Source organism: Ignavibacteria bacterium, assembly GCA_036262055.1.
Taxonomy (GTDB): domain Bacteria; phylum Bacteroidota; class Ignavibacteria; order Tepidaquicellales; family Tepidaquicellaceae; genus DATAJP01.
In genome coordinates this window covers 1,072,860-1,090,687 of record DATAJP010000002.1, presented here as the reverse complement: position 1 = coordinate 1,090,687, position 17,828 = coordinate 1,072,860, and the positions used below count along the sequence as shown (strand labels likewise).

Annotated in this window: 12 protein-coding genes; 2 read left to right on the top strand and 10 right to left on the bottom strand. The window is 28.0% G+C overall.

Annotated elements, in window-relative coordinates:
* Positions 1–315: 315 nt before the first annotated feature.
* From VHP32_06720 to VHP32_06705, 4 genes are read right to left on the bottom strand one after another with little or no spacing between them, the layout of a single operon-like run.
* Complete coding sequence (locus VHP32_06720; protein ID HEX2787583.1) at positions 316–4,221, bottom strand: helicase-related protein; 3,906 nt, start codon at positions 4,219–4,221, stop codon at positions 316–318.
* A gap of 1 nt (position 4,222) precedes the next feature.
* On the bottom strand, positions 4,223–5,464 hold the full coding sequence (locus VHP32_06715; protein ID HEX2787582.1) for a hypothetical protein: 1,242 nt from the start codon (positions 5,462–5,464) through the stop codon (positions 4,223–4,225).
* The gene (locus tag VHP32_06710) at positions 5,461–6,945 is read right to left on the bottom strand and encodes an SMI1/KNR4 family protein (protein ID HEX2787581.1); all 1,485 of its coding nucleotides are present in this window, start codon (positions 6,943–6,945) and stop codon (positions 5,461–5,463) included. Before VHP32_06710 ends, VHP32_06715 begins: the two co-directional genes overlap by 4 nt.
* Before the next feature lies 1 nt (position 6,946).
* Positions 6,947–7,870: a hypothetical protein gene (locus VHP32_06705; GenBank protein HEX2787580.1), complete on the bottom strand. Its 924-nt coding sequence runs from the start codon at positions 7,868–7,870 to the stop codon at positions 6,947–6,949.
* Between the two features lie 374 nt (positions 7,871–8,244).
* Between VHP32_06705 and VHP32_06700 the strand changes: the two genes are divergently transcribed.
* Entirely contained in the window at positions 8,245–9,867 is a 1,623-nt protein-coding gene (locus tag VHP32_06700; GenBank protein ID HEX2787579.1) for a hypothetical protein, read from the top strand.
* Here VHP32_06700 and VHP32_06695 read toward each other — a convergent pair.
* From VHP32_06695 to VHP32_06670, 6 genes are all read right to left on the bottom strand, one after another.
* Positions 9,860–10,858 (bottom strand): DNA cytosine methyltransferase, encoded by a 999-nt coding sequence (locus VHP32_06695; protein HEX2787578.1) that lies wholly within the window; start codon positions 10,856–10,858, stop codon positions 9,860–9,862. The genes VHP32_06700 and VHP32_06695 overlap by 8 nt on opposite strands.
* Positions 10,836–11,327: a DNA mismatch endonuclease Vsr gene (gene vsr / locus VHP32_06690; protein ID HEX2787577.1), complete on the bottom strand. Its 492-nt coding sequence runs from the start codon at positions 11,325–11,327 to the stop codon at positions 10,836–10,838. Before vsr ends, VHP32_06695 begins: the two co-directional genes overlap by 23 nt.
* Before the next feature lie 466 nt (positions 11,328–11,793).
* A complete protein-coding gene (locus VHP32_06685) occupies positions 11,794–12,822 on the bottom strand; it encodes a site-specific integrase (GenBank protein HEX2787576.1) in 1,029 nt (342 codons plus the stop codon).
* A 12-nt stretch (positions 12,823–12,834) separates the two neighbouring features.
* Positions 12,835–13,173: a hypothetical protein gene (locus VHP32_06680; protein ID HEX2787575.1), complete on the bottom strand. Its 339-nt coding sequence runs from the start codon at positions 13,171–13,173 to the stop codon at positions 12,835–12,837.
* Between the two features lie 169 nt (positions 13,174–13,342).
* The gene (locus VHP32_06675; protein HEX2787574.1) at positions 13,343–14,926 is read right to left on the bottom strand and encodes an ATP-binding protein; all 1,584 of its coding nucleotides are present in this window, start codon (positions 14,924–14,926) and stop codon (positions 13,343–13,345) included.
* A gap of 327 nt (positions 14,927–15,253) precedes the next feature.
* Positions 15,254–15,973 (bottom strand): hypothetical protein, encoded by a 720-nt coding sequence (locus tag VHP32_06670; GenBank protein ID HEX2787573.1) that lies wholly within the window; start codon positions 15,971–15,973, stop codon positions 15,254–15,256.
* A gap of 735 nt (positions 15,974–16,708) precedes the next feature.
* On the opposite strand from VHP32_06670, the gene VHP32_06665 reads away from it, so the two are divergent.
* On the top strand, positions 16,709–17,704 hold the full coding sequence (locus VHP32_06665; GenBank protein ID HEX2787572.1) for a hypothetical protein: 996 nt from the start codon (positions 16,709–16,711) through the stop codon (positions 17,702–17,704).
* Positions 17,705–17,828: the final 124 nt, after the last annotated feature.

Sequence of the window (17,828 nt, the reverse complement as noted above, 5' to 3'; positions counted from 1 at the left end):
ATTAATTTCGTTTATAGTTTCTATTCTCATACAATTATTTGTTGATTATATGAATAAAGATATGGTTTCCGAAAGAAAAGAAGAAAAATGATAAAAATGCCGGTTTAATAATGCGCCGATAAAATGAAATGTGATTTGTGATTAAATATAAACCAAAGCCGGCAAAACTAATTTTTATATTTAAAGATTAATTTTAAACTAATATTACACCCAACCCATCTAAATTTCTTTACACTTTCCGTTAACAAATTATTTATTTTAAGTCATCTGAATTGTAAGGTAAAACGAAAGAATATTTATAAAATAAAAAAGAATTTAATAATACATTTTTAACTGAGATTTTAATACTTCTATTTCATTACTAATTTCCATTATTTTTGTATATTTGGTATCTCTCTTTCTTGTCTGAAAATCCGGAATTTGATCATATTCAGTATATAATTTGTCTAAATATTTGCTTTTATTTTCTATTAATCCGAAAATCTTTTTTACTTGATATTCTTTATTTCGTATAATTTCCCATATATTATCCATTTCATCTCTGATAATTTTTTGTTGCTCTCTATTAATTTTATAACTATGCCATTTAAATCCCTTTAAAATCTCCCGGGCCTGCAAATTTGGTAATCTTATTATTTGCATTCGAAGATTTGAAATATTTATAATTAATTCATCATACGCTTTATCGATTCCCAGAATAGAAATTTTTAACTCCCAAGACTTTGCATACAATATTCTTAATGAAGAGTTTAATATAGGATATTTATTTAATAGATTAATTAAATGTTGGAACAATATAGGTTTGCTAGCAAAAAACTCTGTCCCGTTTATTTGGATATCGTTATCTAGAAATAAAGCATATTCGGCATTATTATCTTTTATTTTACAAAGTAAATTTTCTATATGTTTTATTTCTTCATAGGTTAAACTATCGTCGTCCAAGCAATCAACAATAATTTTTTCAGTGTTTTGATTTCTCAATTTTAAGTTGAGTGTCACTTCTCCTCCTATTACAATAAACTTTATATCATCTTTAATATGTGCAATTGGTAATATTAAAGGTAAATGAAATTCTCTTTCATCTGATTTAACATTAAAAGATATATATTGTTCTGTAATTTTAGAGACTATAACTTTTATTTCGACAACACTCAAAAGTCTAGTTCTTTCATTTTCAAGTATTGGGACCAAAGAAAATATAGGTTGTTTTGAAATTTGAGTTATACCAATCTTAATTAAAGTAATTCTTTTATTTACTAATTCAATAAGTGAGTCATTTTGGAGCTCTATACTAATTTGATCAATTGGCAAAGAATAATTAAATCCTTCAATAGATACCATAAATCCCGCAATTTCTCTTAGTCCATTGGTACGTATATTAAATATTGGGCGTTTAATTAATGCTTCTACTTTTTCACCAAGTTTTAGATGTATAAAAAGACCTGGTTCATAATTTAAAAATTCATCTAAAACAGCAACCACCTTATCTTTCTTTTTTATCCATCTTTCAATAATTATATTTTCTTTAAAATTAATGCCTTCATTAAGCTCTGCTTTATATTCTTCTTCTAATTCAATTTTTTTATCTGAATGATAGATAGCACCAAATAAATCATCTAAAACATATGGATCATTAGAGTTCTCTGCAACTGGGAAATATCCTATAATTTTTTGGAATTTTCTTTTATCGTTTATTCTTATTCTGGAATTAATAGGAATTATTAAATCCGAAATACAATTTGAATAAGAATCAGTTACTGAAGAGTTGGAGTTATATTTTCTAAATGTATTTATTATATTTATAATCGTTTTTGTTGAAGATGAAGGTTTTATATATCTTATTAAAAAATTTGCAATGGGTACTTTGATTTTTTCCCCTTCAATAAAGATATCATTTTGATTTTGATCCAAAATTCCGACAATTGCCATTTTTTCATCAGTCCAATTACCAGCACAGTTTTCAGAAATTATACCTCTGAATTCATATTCTTTATTTTCAAATAGTATTCTATTTGATTTTGTAATAGTTACGACTCTATCAGGCCATGCTATAGAAGCTAAAACTCTTACACGAGAAATGAGATTTAAATTAATTTTCCGGATTTTGTTAATCTTTTTACCTTTACTAAATACCTTAATTAATTCATTCCTTGTGTTATCTAATAATTTGAAGTTTTCGTAATTTAATGGAACTTCTTTTAAAAACCATTCAATATATGATTTATTAAGATTGTAATCAAAAAAACTACCTTCATATAAACTATAAAGTTTGCACGCAAAATCTAAATCGTCACTGCAGCCTGCTTTAAAACTGTCTATTAATCTAATTTGATAATCTTTAGAGATAAGATTTAATTTTTTATTCCATTGCAAAAGACCATCTGATTTCCAATATAAAGCATTGCCCATTCTTGGCATCATACAAATTGCAGTTATAGCTTCTATAAGACAGCAATATTTATCTGCTAAAATTAAAAAGGAAGCAACATCTAACGCTCTTTGAGTTGAATTAAACTCAACTTTGTCTAAAATACTATTTAATGCTTTTGATAATCTGTAAATTTCTTTACCTTCTAAAGTAAAGTCATGTTCATTATCTATTATTTTTCTTTTTTTTATAACTTTCAATGCTCGTTGAAATTCTAATTCTCCAGGTTTTTCAAGCAAAGAAAACTCTTCAATATTATTTACACCATTAGCAAATAAATTTAGAATTATACTTTCGGCATTTGACCTTTTTATTTCCGGTGGAGTATGATTTGGAAAATATTTTATATACTGTTCCTTACTATATAATTTATGAACAAAACCTTTTTGAACTCTTCCTGCTCTACCCCACCGTTGCTTACTACCATCTTTTGAATGAAATATTGTATTAAGTTCCTGTCTGCAGGTTATAGAATTCCAATTTGATTGTTTTATTAATCCCGAATCAATAACATATACAACATCGGGTATAGTTAGAGATGTTTCGGCAATATTCGTTGCTATTACAATTCTTCTTTCTTTAATATCTCTTAAAGCCTCTTGAACCTTGTCATTTCCTAACCCAGTATATAATGGAAATACTTTAACATCTTTTCTATCCTTTAGCTTATCTTTTATCAATTTAACTGTATATTCTATATGTTCCTGACCATCAAGAAAACCAATAATTCCTCCATCCTTCGTATTATTAATCAATTCAATAACTTTTTGCGACATTAAATATGAAATATTTCTTTCATATTTTCTTATTATTAAATGTGCTTCCTGTTTATATTTTTCAATTAATGTGGCATCAAATTCTTCTGGCTTTATTTCTGAAGTTTTCCATGGAAACTCTTCATATCCAAAAGATTTTTGGCAATTAGAAAAATCTAAAAACTTCACGCTAAATGGATAAGAAAAATACTTTACAAAACTTTCGGCATCTATAGTTGCTGAAACAATAATAAATTTTAACTCAGGATATTTAAGTAATTCTCTTTTGACAAGTCCAAGAATTAAATCTATATTACAACTTCTTTCATGAGCCTCATCAATTATTATCATACTAAAATCTGAAATTTGCCCTTTTTCAAGCCAATTTATTAATGAACCATCCGTTACATATATTAATCTGTTTCTTTTTAGATCAAAATTATCACCTCTTTTTTTATTATTTCTATCACCATGCCTAAATCCAATTTCATAGCCCTCCCCAATACTTGACCCAATAAGTTTTGTACCTATTGTTTCTGGAATTTTCCTTGCTGCAGCTATCCTAGGTTGTGTAACAATAATTGGACCTCTTTTTGTAAAATGGTCAATTGGATATCCTTCTAGAGGGAAAATAAATTTAGAAGGGAGATAAGTTGATTTTCCAGTTCCAGTTGGAGCTATAATAACTAAGACTTGGTTTTGCTCTAAAGCTTCATAAACTTGCTTAATATGAAACTCTTTTATTCCAAAATCCATTCCAGAACTATTTGGTGTTCTTTCAATTTTTCTTAACTCTTTTTTATCATGCTGTATTTGTCCAATAAAGGGATAACCTAATATTGAAGATTTTAAATCTCTTTTTTTTAGCGCAAAATGTGATGAAACAATAGATTTTATTTCTAAAGCATGAAGTTTTCTGCAATCAGAGCATCGCTCAGTTCTACTTAATCCTTTTTTAAAATCTTTTTGTAAAGAAATATCAGAATATCCAAATTCTTTGTTACAATCCTTACATTTTTGTTTCCATTCTATTGTCATTTTAATACCATGATTTTAAGTCGGAGTAAATATTCCCTCCTTTAAAAATTTTTGGTGTTACAACAATCTTACCCCTATTTTCAGGTTTTAAAAGAATGTGCAATAGCGCACGGTATGTGCCTATAACCGCCGGTTCTAAACCTGTATGAAATAATTCAATATGTATACCATCAGTATTCTTAAGAATTTCATTAAAAAATTCTTCGGCAATTTTAAAACTTAAACTCTCTTGTTCTGATATTGTCGCTTCTTCTCTTCTACTAATCTCACTGTTTCGAATTATACAAACATCAACAATATTATCAAGCTCAAAATGTCTGTTTGAAATTAACGATACTTTGATAGTTTCTAACCTACTTTTAGGTTTTACCTCCAGCATAGAATACAAAGGGAAGGGTTCACTTATTGAAGCGTCCTGAAAAGCAAATTGAGTATATTTAGGTATAATATTAACTTTTATTTCCTTTTCCTTTTCAACTTCAATTTTCTTCATTATTTTAGGTTGATTGAAAAAAAGATTGATAATTTTAGACCATAAAGACTTATTCCTTTCTTCATTTGCTTTTACATCTATAACATTTTTCTTTACTTTATATTTTTCAATAATTGTAGGTTGTTTTTTGACATAAATATGTTCACGAAGACAAGAAATAAGACCTTCGTGCCTTAATAGAAATTCTGGTTTATTTTCTGATTCGATTAAATTAATCCATCCTATTGGAGTTCCTTTTTTAATAGCATTTAATATCTGTACATGAAATTTATTTTGGATATTATCAGGGCTGGTTAAAATTCCTTCATTAAATTCAGTTATATTGGATTTAGCAATATTCGTAGATAAATTTTTATTTTTACGATTAAATTTAATTGTTCCATTAGAAAATTCATTAAGAATGAAAACAATATTCATTTTTGAATCTATTAAATAACGAATATTTTCACTAAAATAGTTTATGAAAGATTCTAATTGAATTGTTTCTATAAAAGGTAATTGGATATCTTGTTCTATATTGAATGAATCCAATGCCTTTTGAAGTTCATTTTCATCGAATAATATTTCTTTCCCCTTTTGTAAGGCAAGTTTTTCTAATCTATAGCAAGAATTGTTAAAACGTTTCCGTTCAATCCCAATATCAATCTCTTTCATAATTTTTCGTGCTGAATCTTTTATTTGACGTACTACAATAGAAAAATAATCAGAGTTCCAATCCTGACTTGATACGGAAATAACACTTATTTTCATATTCTATATTGCCGAGCTTTTTTCATTTTATTAATTATTTCTTCATCAAGTTCTTCAGTAGAAAATGGAAGTATTAGATAAGATAATTCTTCGCTTGGGTTCAATGACATAAAAGTTGAGTGAAAATTCGGAATATTCAAAATATTATTGCAATATAAGATTATTTTTTGACCAGGTTCATTTTTTATAGTATTAATATCATCCATTACTTGTACATAAAAATTTATCCAATTGCTTCTGGGTCGTGAAAGTATAGTCAAACTTGTTTTTGGTTGAATATTAAAAAGTTCATTATTATACCCCCAATCAATAGAATAAAAATGATAATTTAAAAGTACAAAGAATAATTTATTTATGTTCACTTGAATATTTATTGAATCATTGTCTGAAACAGATTCTATTTTATCTTTAAACTTTGTTAAGGCTAAAGCACATCTTCCTAAAGAAACTGATTCAGAATAATTGATTCTATCTTCAGGATCATCTTTACCAAATATGACTTCTCTTACTCTTGTTGCATTTAATATTATCCAATTTATTTGTTCAATTGTCCATATTCGACAATTTATTAAAAAACATACTCCCTGTAGTGATATTTCATTCAATTTTGCAAATTGTTTGATTTTATTTATTACATCTTCTTGAATTCTTAGAATAGATGTAAAAATATTTATTGATTCTTCATGAGAAATCATTCCTTTATCCGAATTGCTTAAAATGATACCTGAAGAAGTTATAATATTTAATAAATTTTGGGGTATAGTACTAGAAACTCTCTTTTGTAAATTTGAATCAAATCGAGTGAACCTTATTTCCATTCCTGAACCATTCCTATATGCATCTGAAAGCAATAAAGCCAATAATGCTTTTGTACCATGTTCATCTTCATATTCCGGATGATTAGTGGATAGAAATACATCAACTTCAATACAATTAAATAATTCACTATATCTAAATGCAATCAATCCGACAATATAATCATGCACACAGCATCGGTGTATTCTCCAGTCTTTAGCTTTATAAGGGATATTGGTTTCTCCAAATCGCGAATAAGATTTAACATGTTTATTTGCAAATAAATTCTTAATTCTTTTAAGACCTTCTTTGATCTCTCTTTTTGAAATTTCAGATTCATTTATATATTTTGCAAATGAGTTATGAATAGGGTTTAGATTTTGAGAAGTATCGGTACTTATCTCAACTAAAGGAGCATCATTTTCAGTAGCATTATTTAAATCTAAACAAAGAAATCTGCAATCACAAATTCTAATAACTAAATAATTTAAATATTCAGGCTTTATCATTCTCAATAACACTGTAGCACCATAACAACTTGTAATATCTTCTGTTAAGGGAAGTCCTAATATAGGTAATCCAAAAACTATACAATCTGTTTTATTTAAAAGTAGGTCCTTATATGATTTTGGAAGGCGAATTTTTAATTCATTTTCTATGAATAATATATCTTCGTATTTTGACAAATTATCCTTCGAATTTAATTTTTTCACAATATCCTATTTGAGGGATATCATATTTTTTAGCTATTAAATTTAAATGGTCGACATCTAATACAGATTTTAACTCCTCAATCGATGCTGATATTAGAGAACCTTTTTTCTCAATATTTGCAAGGTATTCAAAGTTATTTTGCATGTCCAAATCTCTTGTAAGCCTATCTTGAAATATTAAAATATTATATTCATTAATTTTATTTATGAATGATTCTGAGAATTCAACATTTGAAATGAAATAATATCCATTTAAACTCCCATCTGCAAAACAATTTCTTATTTTTTCTAGAGAATTATTAAAAGAATCATTTTTAATACCATAATGAGTGCTTGTTTTACTATATTTAATATCTACACCTATATTGGATTGTTTTAAGTAAAGTTGAAGGTCTGCTTCTAAAGTTTTATTAGAAACATAATGCTCTCCAAAGTACTTTTGTCCAAATGATATTTTTAAATCATTTTTATCAATTATTAAATTACCTAATGAAGTATTTATTTCTTCTTTTTGAATTATGGCTGCTCCTAAAATTAATTCTCCTGCGTGTTGTAGAGGTGAAGAATATTCTCCTCTGGGTTTTGGAATGCTATGAAAGATCCCATGTACATTTGGGTCTACATTTAGAATTGTCAATAGAGCTTTGGGTAAGTGATTTAAGTCAGTGTCACTTAAATCATTTTTGAAAGCTTTTCTTAACAAATCATCTATAATTTTGTATTGGGGTTTTGAAGAATCAAAAATCGTTTTTTTAAATTCCTCAACATTATTTTTGATGTATAAATCAAGCATAGTCTGTGCATCATTTTCTGTATTTTTCAAATATCCAACTTTTAAAGAATTTTGAGCTTGAATTAAATCACTTTCAGTAAGATATAAATTGCAACCGTCCGCCATATTTTACGGAATAATTTGAATCAATGTGTTAATATAAAATATCTACGAGTTAACACACAACAATTACTTTATTATTTTGTTTAAAAAATCGGCACAACAGGTTTAAAATTTATATCATTATTATATGAACGTCAATATAAAAATATGAGTTTATACTGTTCACATATTTTTATAATTTCCAAGAGTAGTCTCAAATGTGCTCGATATCTATAAATTTTATTTAATACTCCATAAAGTTCATACTTTAATACAGCTTATAATTTTCCTATAATCATTAGCTTTTAATAACATCTAACATATAGTAAAGTTTAGAAATAAGATATAATTTATGGATTTTAGGTTTAAAATCATCATTTAAATTTTAATTATTATATATGGAAAGTATCAAATACGAAAACATTTTAACATTAAAGAATATTCCTATTCAATGGATTCCCTTTTTTGAATTATATTATCCAGATCTTCCTCATTTCCCTATGATCTATGTTCATTTTAGTTATGGCAAGGATAGAGTTTATGGATTTCCTATAAGTATTTCATTTAAAGAAGTAAGAGGTGAATTTTGTACAGTCGATATTTTATTTTTATCAAATAAGAATCTGAGTAATTCTCAAGATTTAAAAGAGAAAACAATTACAGAACTTGAAAATAGGTTTGGACTATCTGATAAAATATCAATTGATGATGTAAAAGTGTGCTGTTCAAAAGAAGAAAAATATTTTCCAGTGTTGAACCGTATATTTACTTTACTAGAAAATTCTTTTGGCAAGCATATACCTTTTGGAAGATATTATGAAGAAGTTTATTCGATTGTCCGGTTTGTAGCTGCATGGCAACCGAAAACAGGAAGACAAAGCGAAATGAGAATGCTTTACAATTTTCTAAGTATTTTTGGGGAAAAAATTAATATAGAAGGAAAATGGAGTTTTTATGAGTTTTATATTCTTCCTACTTATAATGATTTGCTATCAAATAATCTTAAAAATTTTCCAAAATTTTCTGATTTATTTGATACTATATTAAAAGTATATAATCATAGCTTTACTTCTATAGTAAATATTGATGGAACAGAATTTTCAAGTATGCATAAAGCATGGCCTAGAGATAAAGAACAATATATTAAAACTATTGGCTTAGAATTTGAAGACCAAAATATTTTAAATGCAAAGGAAAGACACATAATCGAAAGATTAATTGATGCATTTAACAGGCACCCGTGGAGAGCTTGTTATTTTATTTCTTCTATAATGTTTGCTTTTGCAAAAGATTATAAATTATGGGATAAAGATTTTTATATTAATTTTTATTTATCAAAAAAATTTAAAGGAGTTGCCCCAAAAGTTATTGGATGCTTTTTGCAACAAGGTTTCGGGAATATTAATGCTATTCCGATAGATATTTGGATTGAATCATTTGCCTTCTACGTTCTAGGATTTACTAATAATATAGAAGGATTTTTAAACTCATTTTCAAATTTAGGAAAACTTGAAAGAATAATTTGGTATGCAAGTCAAGCAAATAAGACTAATATGAAAAGTTTTTATTTTACTCAATGGTGCACTCGGTTTGGTACTAAAGGCAATAGTCAACTAAGAGAATCAAATCCAATCGCATGCTTTGAATGTGAATTACGCACATTATGTACTGGATATGGTAATATCGAAAATGAAAAAGTTTTAGTTGTTGAACAAAAAAATTTGGATATTGTGAAAGTCATAAACAGGAAAGGCGAAGAAACAGGTAATTTGATTACAAAAATCCCTAATAATTTAGCTAAAAAAATAACAGAAAATCCCATGTTTTTATGCGCAACTATAAATAACATTCCTAAAAAAATTTTTAAGATTTACACCTCGAATAACTATTTACTCATTGATGAATTTTCAGGATATTTATTAGATAGTCAAAAAATAAAAGCTGATGAGATAACAAATATTGAAAAAATTCGGAAAGTATCAGAATTTATTAAGGAACTTCCCGAATTTGAGTTTAAATAATTTGTTCTAAAATAGATTCTGCAATAGCCTTCCCCAAAAGCGGTGGTACTGCATTTCCAATTTGCATATATTGTTCTTTTTTATTACCAACAAATTTAAATGTATCTGGAAATGTCTGAATTCTAGCACATTCGCGTGGCGTTAACATCCTAATTTCTGTCTCAGAATATTTTACTAATGCATCAGAACCATCTTTCCAATATCGTGCAGAAATAGTATATGAAGGTTTATTCAAATCCAATATTTGCCATCCAAAACCATTTCCTTTTTTCCGGTTAACAGCGGTTCTTTTTATAAAACCTTCAATCATTTTTTTGGAATGGAAATACGATTTTTCAACTTCGTTTTTTTTAAACAAAACTTCTTTTACAGGTTTCCATTTTTTTAATGGAGGTTCAAATAATCCTTCAGCATTGATTTCAGAATGTGTTGGTTTAGGAAAATGTATCTTTTTATTTTTATTTGTTCCAATAAAAATTATTCGTTTCCTTTTTTGAGGTACACCATAATCTGAAGCTAAAAGCTTTTTATATTCAACGGTATATCCAAGTCTCTTAAATTCTGTTAATATAATAGATAATACATTCTGTCCAGAAGCAGTTTCCATAGTTAGTATACCGGGAACATTTTCCATTACGAAATAAGTAGGTTTTAAACCCTCAACTATTCTAACATATTCCATAAAAAGAGAATTTCTTGGGTCTTTAGGATCTCTTTGACCTGCCATACTAAATCCCTGACAAGGTGGTCCTCCAACTATAACATCAACTTCTAAATTGTTGATAATTTTTTTTATTTCATCAACTGTTATTTTAGTAATATCTCCACATATTGTTTTTGAATTTGTATGATTTAATTGAAAAGTTTCTGTAAATCTCTGAATGCTATCAATTCCTAATAGAGTTTTAAATCCTGCCATTTCAAAACCTTTACTTAATCCTCCCGCACCACAAAATAAATCAATTAATCTAGGTTTTCTTTTTCGTGCCATTAATTTTTATTTCCGTTAAATTATTAATTAAATTTAATAAATATGTTTGATTATTTTTTTTAATATTGCATTCCCAAATAATAAATACTTGCCAACCTAACTTTTTAAGAGCTTTAAAATGCTTAGCATCATTAAGCTTATTCTTTCCTATCTTATTTAACCACCATTCAGTTTTTGTTTTAGGAATAGAAGCGTATTGACAATTTTTATGTCCATGCCAGAAACAACCGTGAACAAATATAATTGTTTTATATTTTGGTAAAACAATATCAGGTTTTCCAGGTAAATTTATTACGTTTTTTTTATATCTAAATCCGTTTTTAAATATAAATTTACGAACTATCTGTTCTGGTTTTGTATCTCGACATTTTATTTGGGACATATTATAGCTTCGAGTCTTTTTATCATGTACGTCTGCCATATTTAGTATATGTATTTTATATAATAAAATACTTAATACTAATTTCATTCGTAATAGATTAATTTTTATATGAATTAAAAGTATAATTAACCCATTACCAATATTATGCCATAAAAATTTAAAAATTGTTAATGGAATTCTTTAATTATTATAATATGTAAACGAATGAAGAATAAGGATTATCCTTTTGGTTATTAGTTACATGAAATTCCTCTTAAATTCTTTCAGCAATTTATCAGAAATTCTTTCAGCGATTTTTCAAAAAAGTGGGTAATTTCAGGTAAAAGCAGGAAGGACGCGATTTTAAAACATTGAAAAACATTAAAAATTTCAATATTTTAATATGCGTCCTTAGCTCAGCTGGTAGAGCAAATGACTCTTAATCATTAGATATAGTATTTTATAAATCTTAGATATAAAAAGTAAAGCCCTGTAATATAATACACTTACAGGGCTTTTTATTTCAAGGAAATGTTAGAATTATGAAAGTGTCAGCGATTTTGTCAGCGATTTTTTAAGAAACGAACACTTTATTTAAATCTTCTTTCAAGTTTTCAGCTTTAACTTTTGCATAATATTTTATTGTCGTGGCAACAGATTCATGTCCTAATAAATCCGCAACTTTAGTCCTATCTATTCCTTTAGAAGCTAAATGTGTCCCAAAAGTTTTCCTGAAAGTCTTTAAATCATATCCTCTTTCTTTAATATTTAATTGCTTCTTTATTCGAATCAATCTCTTGCTAACAATGCTTATATTAAAACCTTCAAATATTAAGTCCTCCGGTTCAATCTGATATTGCATAATATCAGTCAGTATGAATTTCCTTAATTCATTATATATTGGAAAGTAGATTTGTTTATCGGTCTTTGAAATCTTTATAAATAATAAATCCTTTTCTAAATTCATATCCTTAAACCGAAAATTTAGAACATCTCCTGGCCGTTGCCCGGTTAATAATAACATTTTAAGAAAACAGTAATACTTATGGTCTCTTTGTTTAGCAAGCGAGAGTATATTCTCTATCATATTAGAATCAAAAGTTTTGATGAGTTTCTTAGGAGACCTAGGCATAAATTTCTTTGGAATTGGTGATTTTAATATATATTCTTCTTCGACAAGAAAGTTAAAGAAAATTTTAAAATATCTTAAATATGATCTAACTGTTTCAATACTACGATTAGTTTTTAATTCAGAAATAAGCAATTTAATATCTTCTTTAATGATATCTTTTATATTTTTTTGCGGAGATATATATAAGCTGATTTGACTAAATGCTGTTTTAAAGGATAGTAAATGATTTTTAGATTTGCTTAATAAATATTCAACATATTTTTCAGAAGCCGTTTCTAATGACATTCCTTCTGTTTTAGTTATGAATTTATTTTCATTACTTTTAATTAACAATTCGATTTTAAGCTTAATTTTTTCAGCTTCCGTTTTAAATATTTTGGTGGCGGGTAATTTTGTGTTTTTGGTTTTTTTCTTACCGTTTAATACATAATCAATATACCACCTCCCTCTTTTTTCGTATAAAGTTGCCATAGTTTAAATTCTTTAATTATTGATAATAGAATCGATTTCATACTGAATGTTTTTAAATTTATTTTTTATAAGTTGGTTAACATTTCCTTTGGTTTCATTGATGTATTTCCAAAGTTCAATTTTAGGAACCATGATCTTATTGCCAATTAACTTATAACCAATCTGACCGTCTTTGATTAAATTTAAGGTTTTGCAATAAGATAAGCCTAGAAGCTTTCTTACCTTGTTAACTGATAAAAGTTTAAACATAGAGTCCTGTTCAAGTTCCTTATTCAAGTTAAAATTTGATGATTTACTTGATTCTATTATTTCGTTCATTTTAATTTTTTGAACTTTAATTTCTTCATTCATCTTATACCATAAAAACATGTTTACCTTAGTAATGAATTAGCAATGGGTTTATTATAAGTCCATCAATTCATTTTCTCATATATAAATAAAGGATAACATTTTTCAAATTGAACAACTATCTAACAAATTAAAATTTTGTTTTTCATATGGTTTTTCTTAGCTTTGAATGTTAAGCCCCTAAATAAGTTGTTAAAGGTTTATCGTTTAATTCTTCCAATTCTCTTTCCAATTCATAATACACTTCTTTAAACTCATTCATTTCATTTTTAGAATTTATCTGTTTTAGATAATGACTTAAAAACTCAATTATTATAAGACTGATTAGTGATTTTGTCATAAATTCTTCTCCGAGTCTATTTCTTCTGACTCTTTCATTAAAATCCTTATGTTTCTTATAAATGACGACCTTATTATTTACAAGTATTGAAAGAAGAGCGGTATTATTTTCATCGTTCAGCGGTTGCGCATTTCCTTCAATTTTAATTTTAATTGAGGAAATTTCATCTTGAACAGGGTTTACGACTAAAGTTTCATATTTATAACTATCCGCTGATATAATATTACTACGCAGAGGATTTGCCTTCACTCGGCGGCTCGTCCGTTTTAATCTACGTTGATCTGGAGTTGCTTTTTCTATTAACTCAAATTGAATGCATTCTATTTCATATCCTTTATCATCTTCGTTTATGGTTACAATATCCCCGCTTTGAGGTTTCCTTTTAATCTTTTGTTTGTTTTTAATTGAACATTTAATTTTTTCATTTATAATATCCTCTAGCCGGTTAAAATGTGTTGTTATATTTTTTTGATTACATATGTTGATAAAATCAATAATAACAGGTTCAAGTTTTTTTAGTTGGGTAAAAAACCTTTTTGTATCTATATCATTCTTATAAGTATTTCTTGTTATCACAGGGCTTAATATATCAGCTGTATCTATATAACCTGTTAATTGAGGATTAGACCATATGAGAGTTTTATTATTGGAATCAAATAAAGATATTTGATTAACATCATTAATCCTTCTGCCTTTGGAAAAGAATGCTATAGGCCTTTTAGTAATTCTTTGAGAAGTATATTTCAAAAATATTTTAGCTTTCTTAATTATTGTGTTGCTTCCTTTGCCGATTTTAACGGTAAATTCTTTTGTAAACTCACTACCTTGATGAATACCATACATATAGGGTCTACATTGGGTTTGTTTGTTATTTCTCAGCAATTTTATTTTCAAAGGTGATTCCCTAAGTATAAGGTCAAAATGATGCGAAATAAAAATTCCTAAATATAAATCTCTAAAATCTTCCCATTTTTCTTTGTCAAATCCGCTTAATGTGACTTCTGTATAATGTTCGGCAAAATCTGCTCTTACAGTTGTGATATTTAGGTTCACATCTGAAATACTTTTCTTTTCAAAGTCATTTCTAGTAACTGTAACTTTTTCAGCAAAGTTTTTTCCTTTGAACTTAGTTATTATATCAAGTCTGTTGCAGACAGCCATAAAAGAATATATTCCAAAACCAAAATTCCCATTTGTCCATGATTGAGATTTCTTGTTTGAGAAACCTATATTTTGTAAAATATCTATTAATTTAAAAATCCCTTTACAGTTATCTGTTATTGTTATGCTGCCTCCCGCATAATTACTTCCCCGAATATTAATGATAATTTCAGCATCGTTTTGATAAATGGTTTTATGGGTTAATGGATTAATTCTTAATGACGCAGCATCAATTGAGTTATCAATGTATTCCATCAAGACGCGATATGTATCAGTGTAAGTAGATGCAACACTGGAAATTATTACTGGTGATATAACAGGATTAAAGATCATATTTTATAGTTTTTAAATAGAAAATCCGGTTGCTGCCGGATTTCTAGTTCTTATTTTCAATAACGTTTTCTTAAAATATTATTAAACCTTGAGTCAAATTCGTCTGACAATTTAATTTTTGGTGCAATTCTCTGATTGAAAGACTATTCTATTGGTTTTACCTTCTTTAATTAATTCAATTGATTATGCATCAATGTTTAGTCAAAGAATTTGACTCAAAGATTTAGAATTAAGATCACTATTTAATATTTATAGTGAACTTAACAATTTCTTATTCTCCTTTCCCACTTTAAGGTCTGTTTGAGTGTTCGATTGTAGATTATTTCCTTTTTCATCTTTACTACCTTCTGCAACAGTTTCAGATACAACCATAGTGACCGTTTCTTTTTCCTTCTTCACAGGCTTATCAGTTGAGGCACCGGACTGGTCAGCGTCCGTCTTTTTGTCTTTCGCTGCCTTTGAAGATGCTGCACCTAATGACGGAGCTTTGGAGGAGGTTTTCTTTCTATTAACCTTTTCTCCCTGGAAGCTCGTGCACAAGCCATGTTTTTTTAAGAGCTTGGCATCGAGTTTTGTGTTTCCAAATAAGAGATTCCTTAAACTTTCATCATTGAGTTTTGAAGCGCTTTGTTTGCAAAGTACTCTTTCAAGGAGTTCTAATACCTCAGGATCATTGAGAACAGCTGGATCAATACTAACAGCTTGTCCTGGTTCGATATTTCTGTTCTCTTTTTTCGCAGAACAGAGTATCAGCATACCTTTCAGATTCAAATTAGAAACTGCCTTAATTTTTGCATTAGGCAAGGTATGCTTAATTCTATTGCTTAGTTCTTCAACATCGTTGTAGCTAAGCTTTTCACATCCAAAGATTAAAATTTCTTTATCATTTGGATCTTTTGCGGCTCTTTCAATATTTGATAAGAGCTTAGGTAACTCTGAAGAGCTACCTATTGTTATTATAGTTTTCATAATTTTCATATGAATATTATAAAAAACACTGCTTTTGCAGTCGTTTTAAAAAATAAATTATTAAATTTGTGCCATTATCCTTTAACACAGAAATGTAAAATCTGAATATTATAAAAAACACTGCTTTCTGCAGTCGTAAATTATAAATTATTAAATCTGTGACTTAGATTATTGGTACACGGAATGTTACATCGTGTGAGATTTCGATTTATGAACAATCTTCGAAATTTAGTATCGGACTAACCATGCCGATTGTAGGTTGAGGTTAACTTCTCTTTTATTCAGTGGCATTTCGCTACTGCCTCAAATTGATTTTTGCGATATTGTTATAGAACAAAATTAAATTATACTGATACAAAGCTAATAAATATTTCTTTATTTGTCAACTACTTTATTAGATACTTAATTAATTATGGTGTTCGGAAATTTTGTTAGACAACATTCAAATGCAATATTATAAGGTAAAGATAAACTATGCTAACAAAGAATAAATTTATAAACTATAATTTAAGATTGAAGAACACTGAAAAGCTTAATATGGTAATTTCAGAACTTAAGGTCATAAACAAGAAAACTGACCAAAAAAAGGAATTTCTAAGCTGCCTAATAGCAAACTTGTTTATTTGCAAAAAGTCCGGGAATGAGCTTATGGTTTCTAGGGCGAAGAACTACTATGCATTCATACCCCCGAGATATAAGCAGAATATACAGAATTACCAAACAAGCGTTGAAATATTGGATAAACTAGAAAAGAATGGTTATATGGTCCGGCAGCTGGGAGCAAAAGGTGAAAAACCGGATTCATACATAGGAACTGATAAATTGTTTAAAATTTTGAATGATTCAGCTGAAATTGAAGAATGCATACCATATGAAAGTATAATCCTGCGAAAGAATGATAACGGTAAAAAATCTGATATAGATTATGTTGATACTGCCTTGACTATGAAACTCAGCGAAGAAGTGAAACTAATTAATAATGTGAGAGCTAAGAATAAGGTTTCATTGAAGAATGTACCGGCGGATTTATTGAAAGATGGAAATGCATTGTATTTTGCTGAAAAAATCGAGAGGAAGGATAAAAAGACAAATATTGACCTTAGAACTACTTATCTTGTCCGGATATTTAATGACAACTTTTTACACGGCGGCAGGTTCTATAGAGGAGTCGAAAGCAATATGCCTAAGGCAATCAGGAAGTATTTAATGATAAACGGTAATGAAACTGTAGAGCTCGATTATAAAGCTTTGCATTTAAATATGCTGTATCATAAAGAAGGAATAAAACCAAAGACAGACCCGTATGATGATTTGTGTAAAAGGATGCCCAAGCTCCGTTCCATATTTAAGCTTCTGGCTTTAACTTGTTTAAATTCAGTTGATGAAAAAAAATGTATACAAGCATTCAGAGAAGAATTAAAAACCGGCGGCCTTCAATCACTGCTTCCCGATTTAACAGACCGAACGTTGAAGCCCATGCTTGAGTTATTCAAAGATAAACACAAAAAGATTGCCAAGTATTTTTTCACCGGGATTGGCTTGGAACTTCAAAATATGGATGCTGAAATTGCTCATGAGATACTTTTGCACTTTGCTAAAAAGGGGATTATGGTATTGGTAGTTCATGATTCATTCATAATTGAAAAACAACATGAAAATGAGCTAAAATTGGTCATGAGGAAAATTTACAAAGAAAAGCTTAGATTCTCCCCTGATATAACAATTTCGTAAAGATTCTTACCTTATTATGGTGAGAGATATACTAGATGGATACATAGAGGGAGAAGAAGAAGGATTGGAAAGGAGAAAGGATGAGAGGAGGTAATGATAAATATGATGATAGAATATGATAGAT

Bases quoted from the DNA above. Each gene is read 5' to 3' on its own strand.
- VHP32_06720 (HEX2787583.1), bottom strand. From the start codon at position 4,221: ATGACAATAGAATGGAAACAAAAATGTAAGGATTGTAACAAAGAATTT.
- VHP32_06715 (HEX2787582.1), bottom strand. From the start codon at position 5,464: ATGAAAATAAGTGTTATTTCCGTATCAAGTCAGGATTGGAACTCTGAT.
- VHP32_06705 (HEX2787580.1), bottom strand. From the start codon at position 7,870: ATGGCGGACGGTTGCAATTTATATCTTACTGAAAGTGATTTAATTCAA.
- VHP32_06700 (HEX2787579.1), top strand. From the start codon at position 8,245: ATGGAAAGTATCAAATACGAAAACATTTTAACATTAAAGAATATTCCT.
- VHP32_06695 (HEX2787578.1), bottom strand. From the start codon at position 10,858: ATGGCACGAAAAAGAAAACCTAGATTAATTGATTTATTTTGTGGTGCG.
- vsr (HEX2787577.1), bottom strand. From the start codon at position 11,327: ATGAAATTAGTATTAAGTATTTTATTATATAAAATACATATACTAAAT.
- VHP32_06685 (HEX2787576.1), bottom strand. From the start codon at position 12,822: ATGGCAACTTTATACGAAAAAAGAGGGAGGTGGTATATTGATTATGTA.
- VHP32_06680 (HEX2787575.1), bottom strand. From the start codon at position 13,173: ATGAATGAAGAAATTAAAGTTCAAAAAATTAAAATGAACGAAATAATA.
- VHP32_06675 (HEX2787574.1), bottom strand. From the start codon at position 14,926: ATGGAATACATTGATAACTCAATTGATGCTGCGTCATTAAGAATTAAT.
- VHP32_06670 (HEX2787573.1), bottom strand. From the start codon at position 15,973: ATGAAAACTATAATAACAATAGGTAGCTCTTCAGAGTTACCTAAGCTC.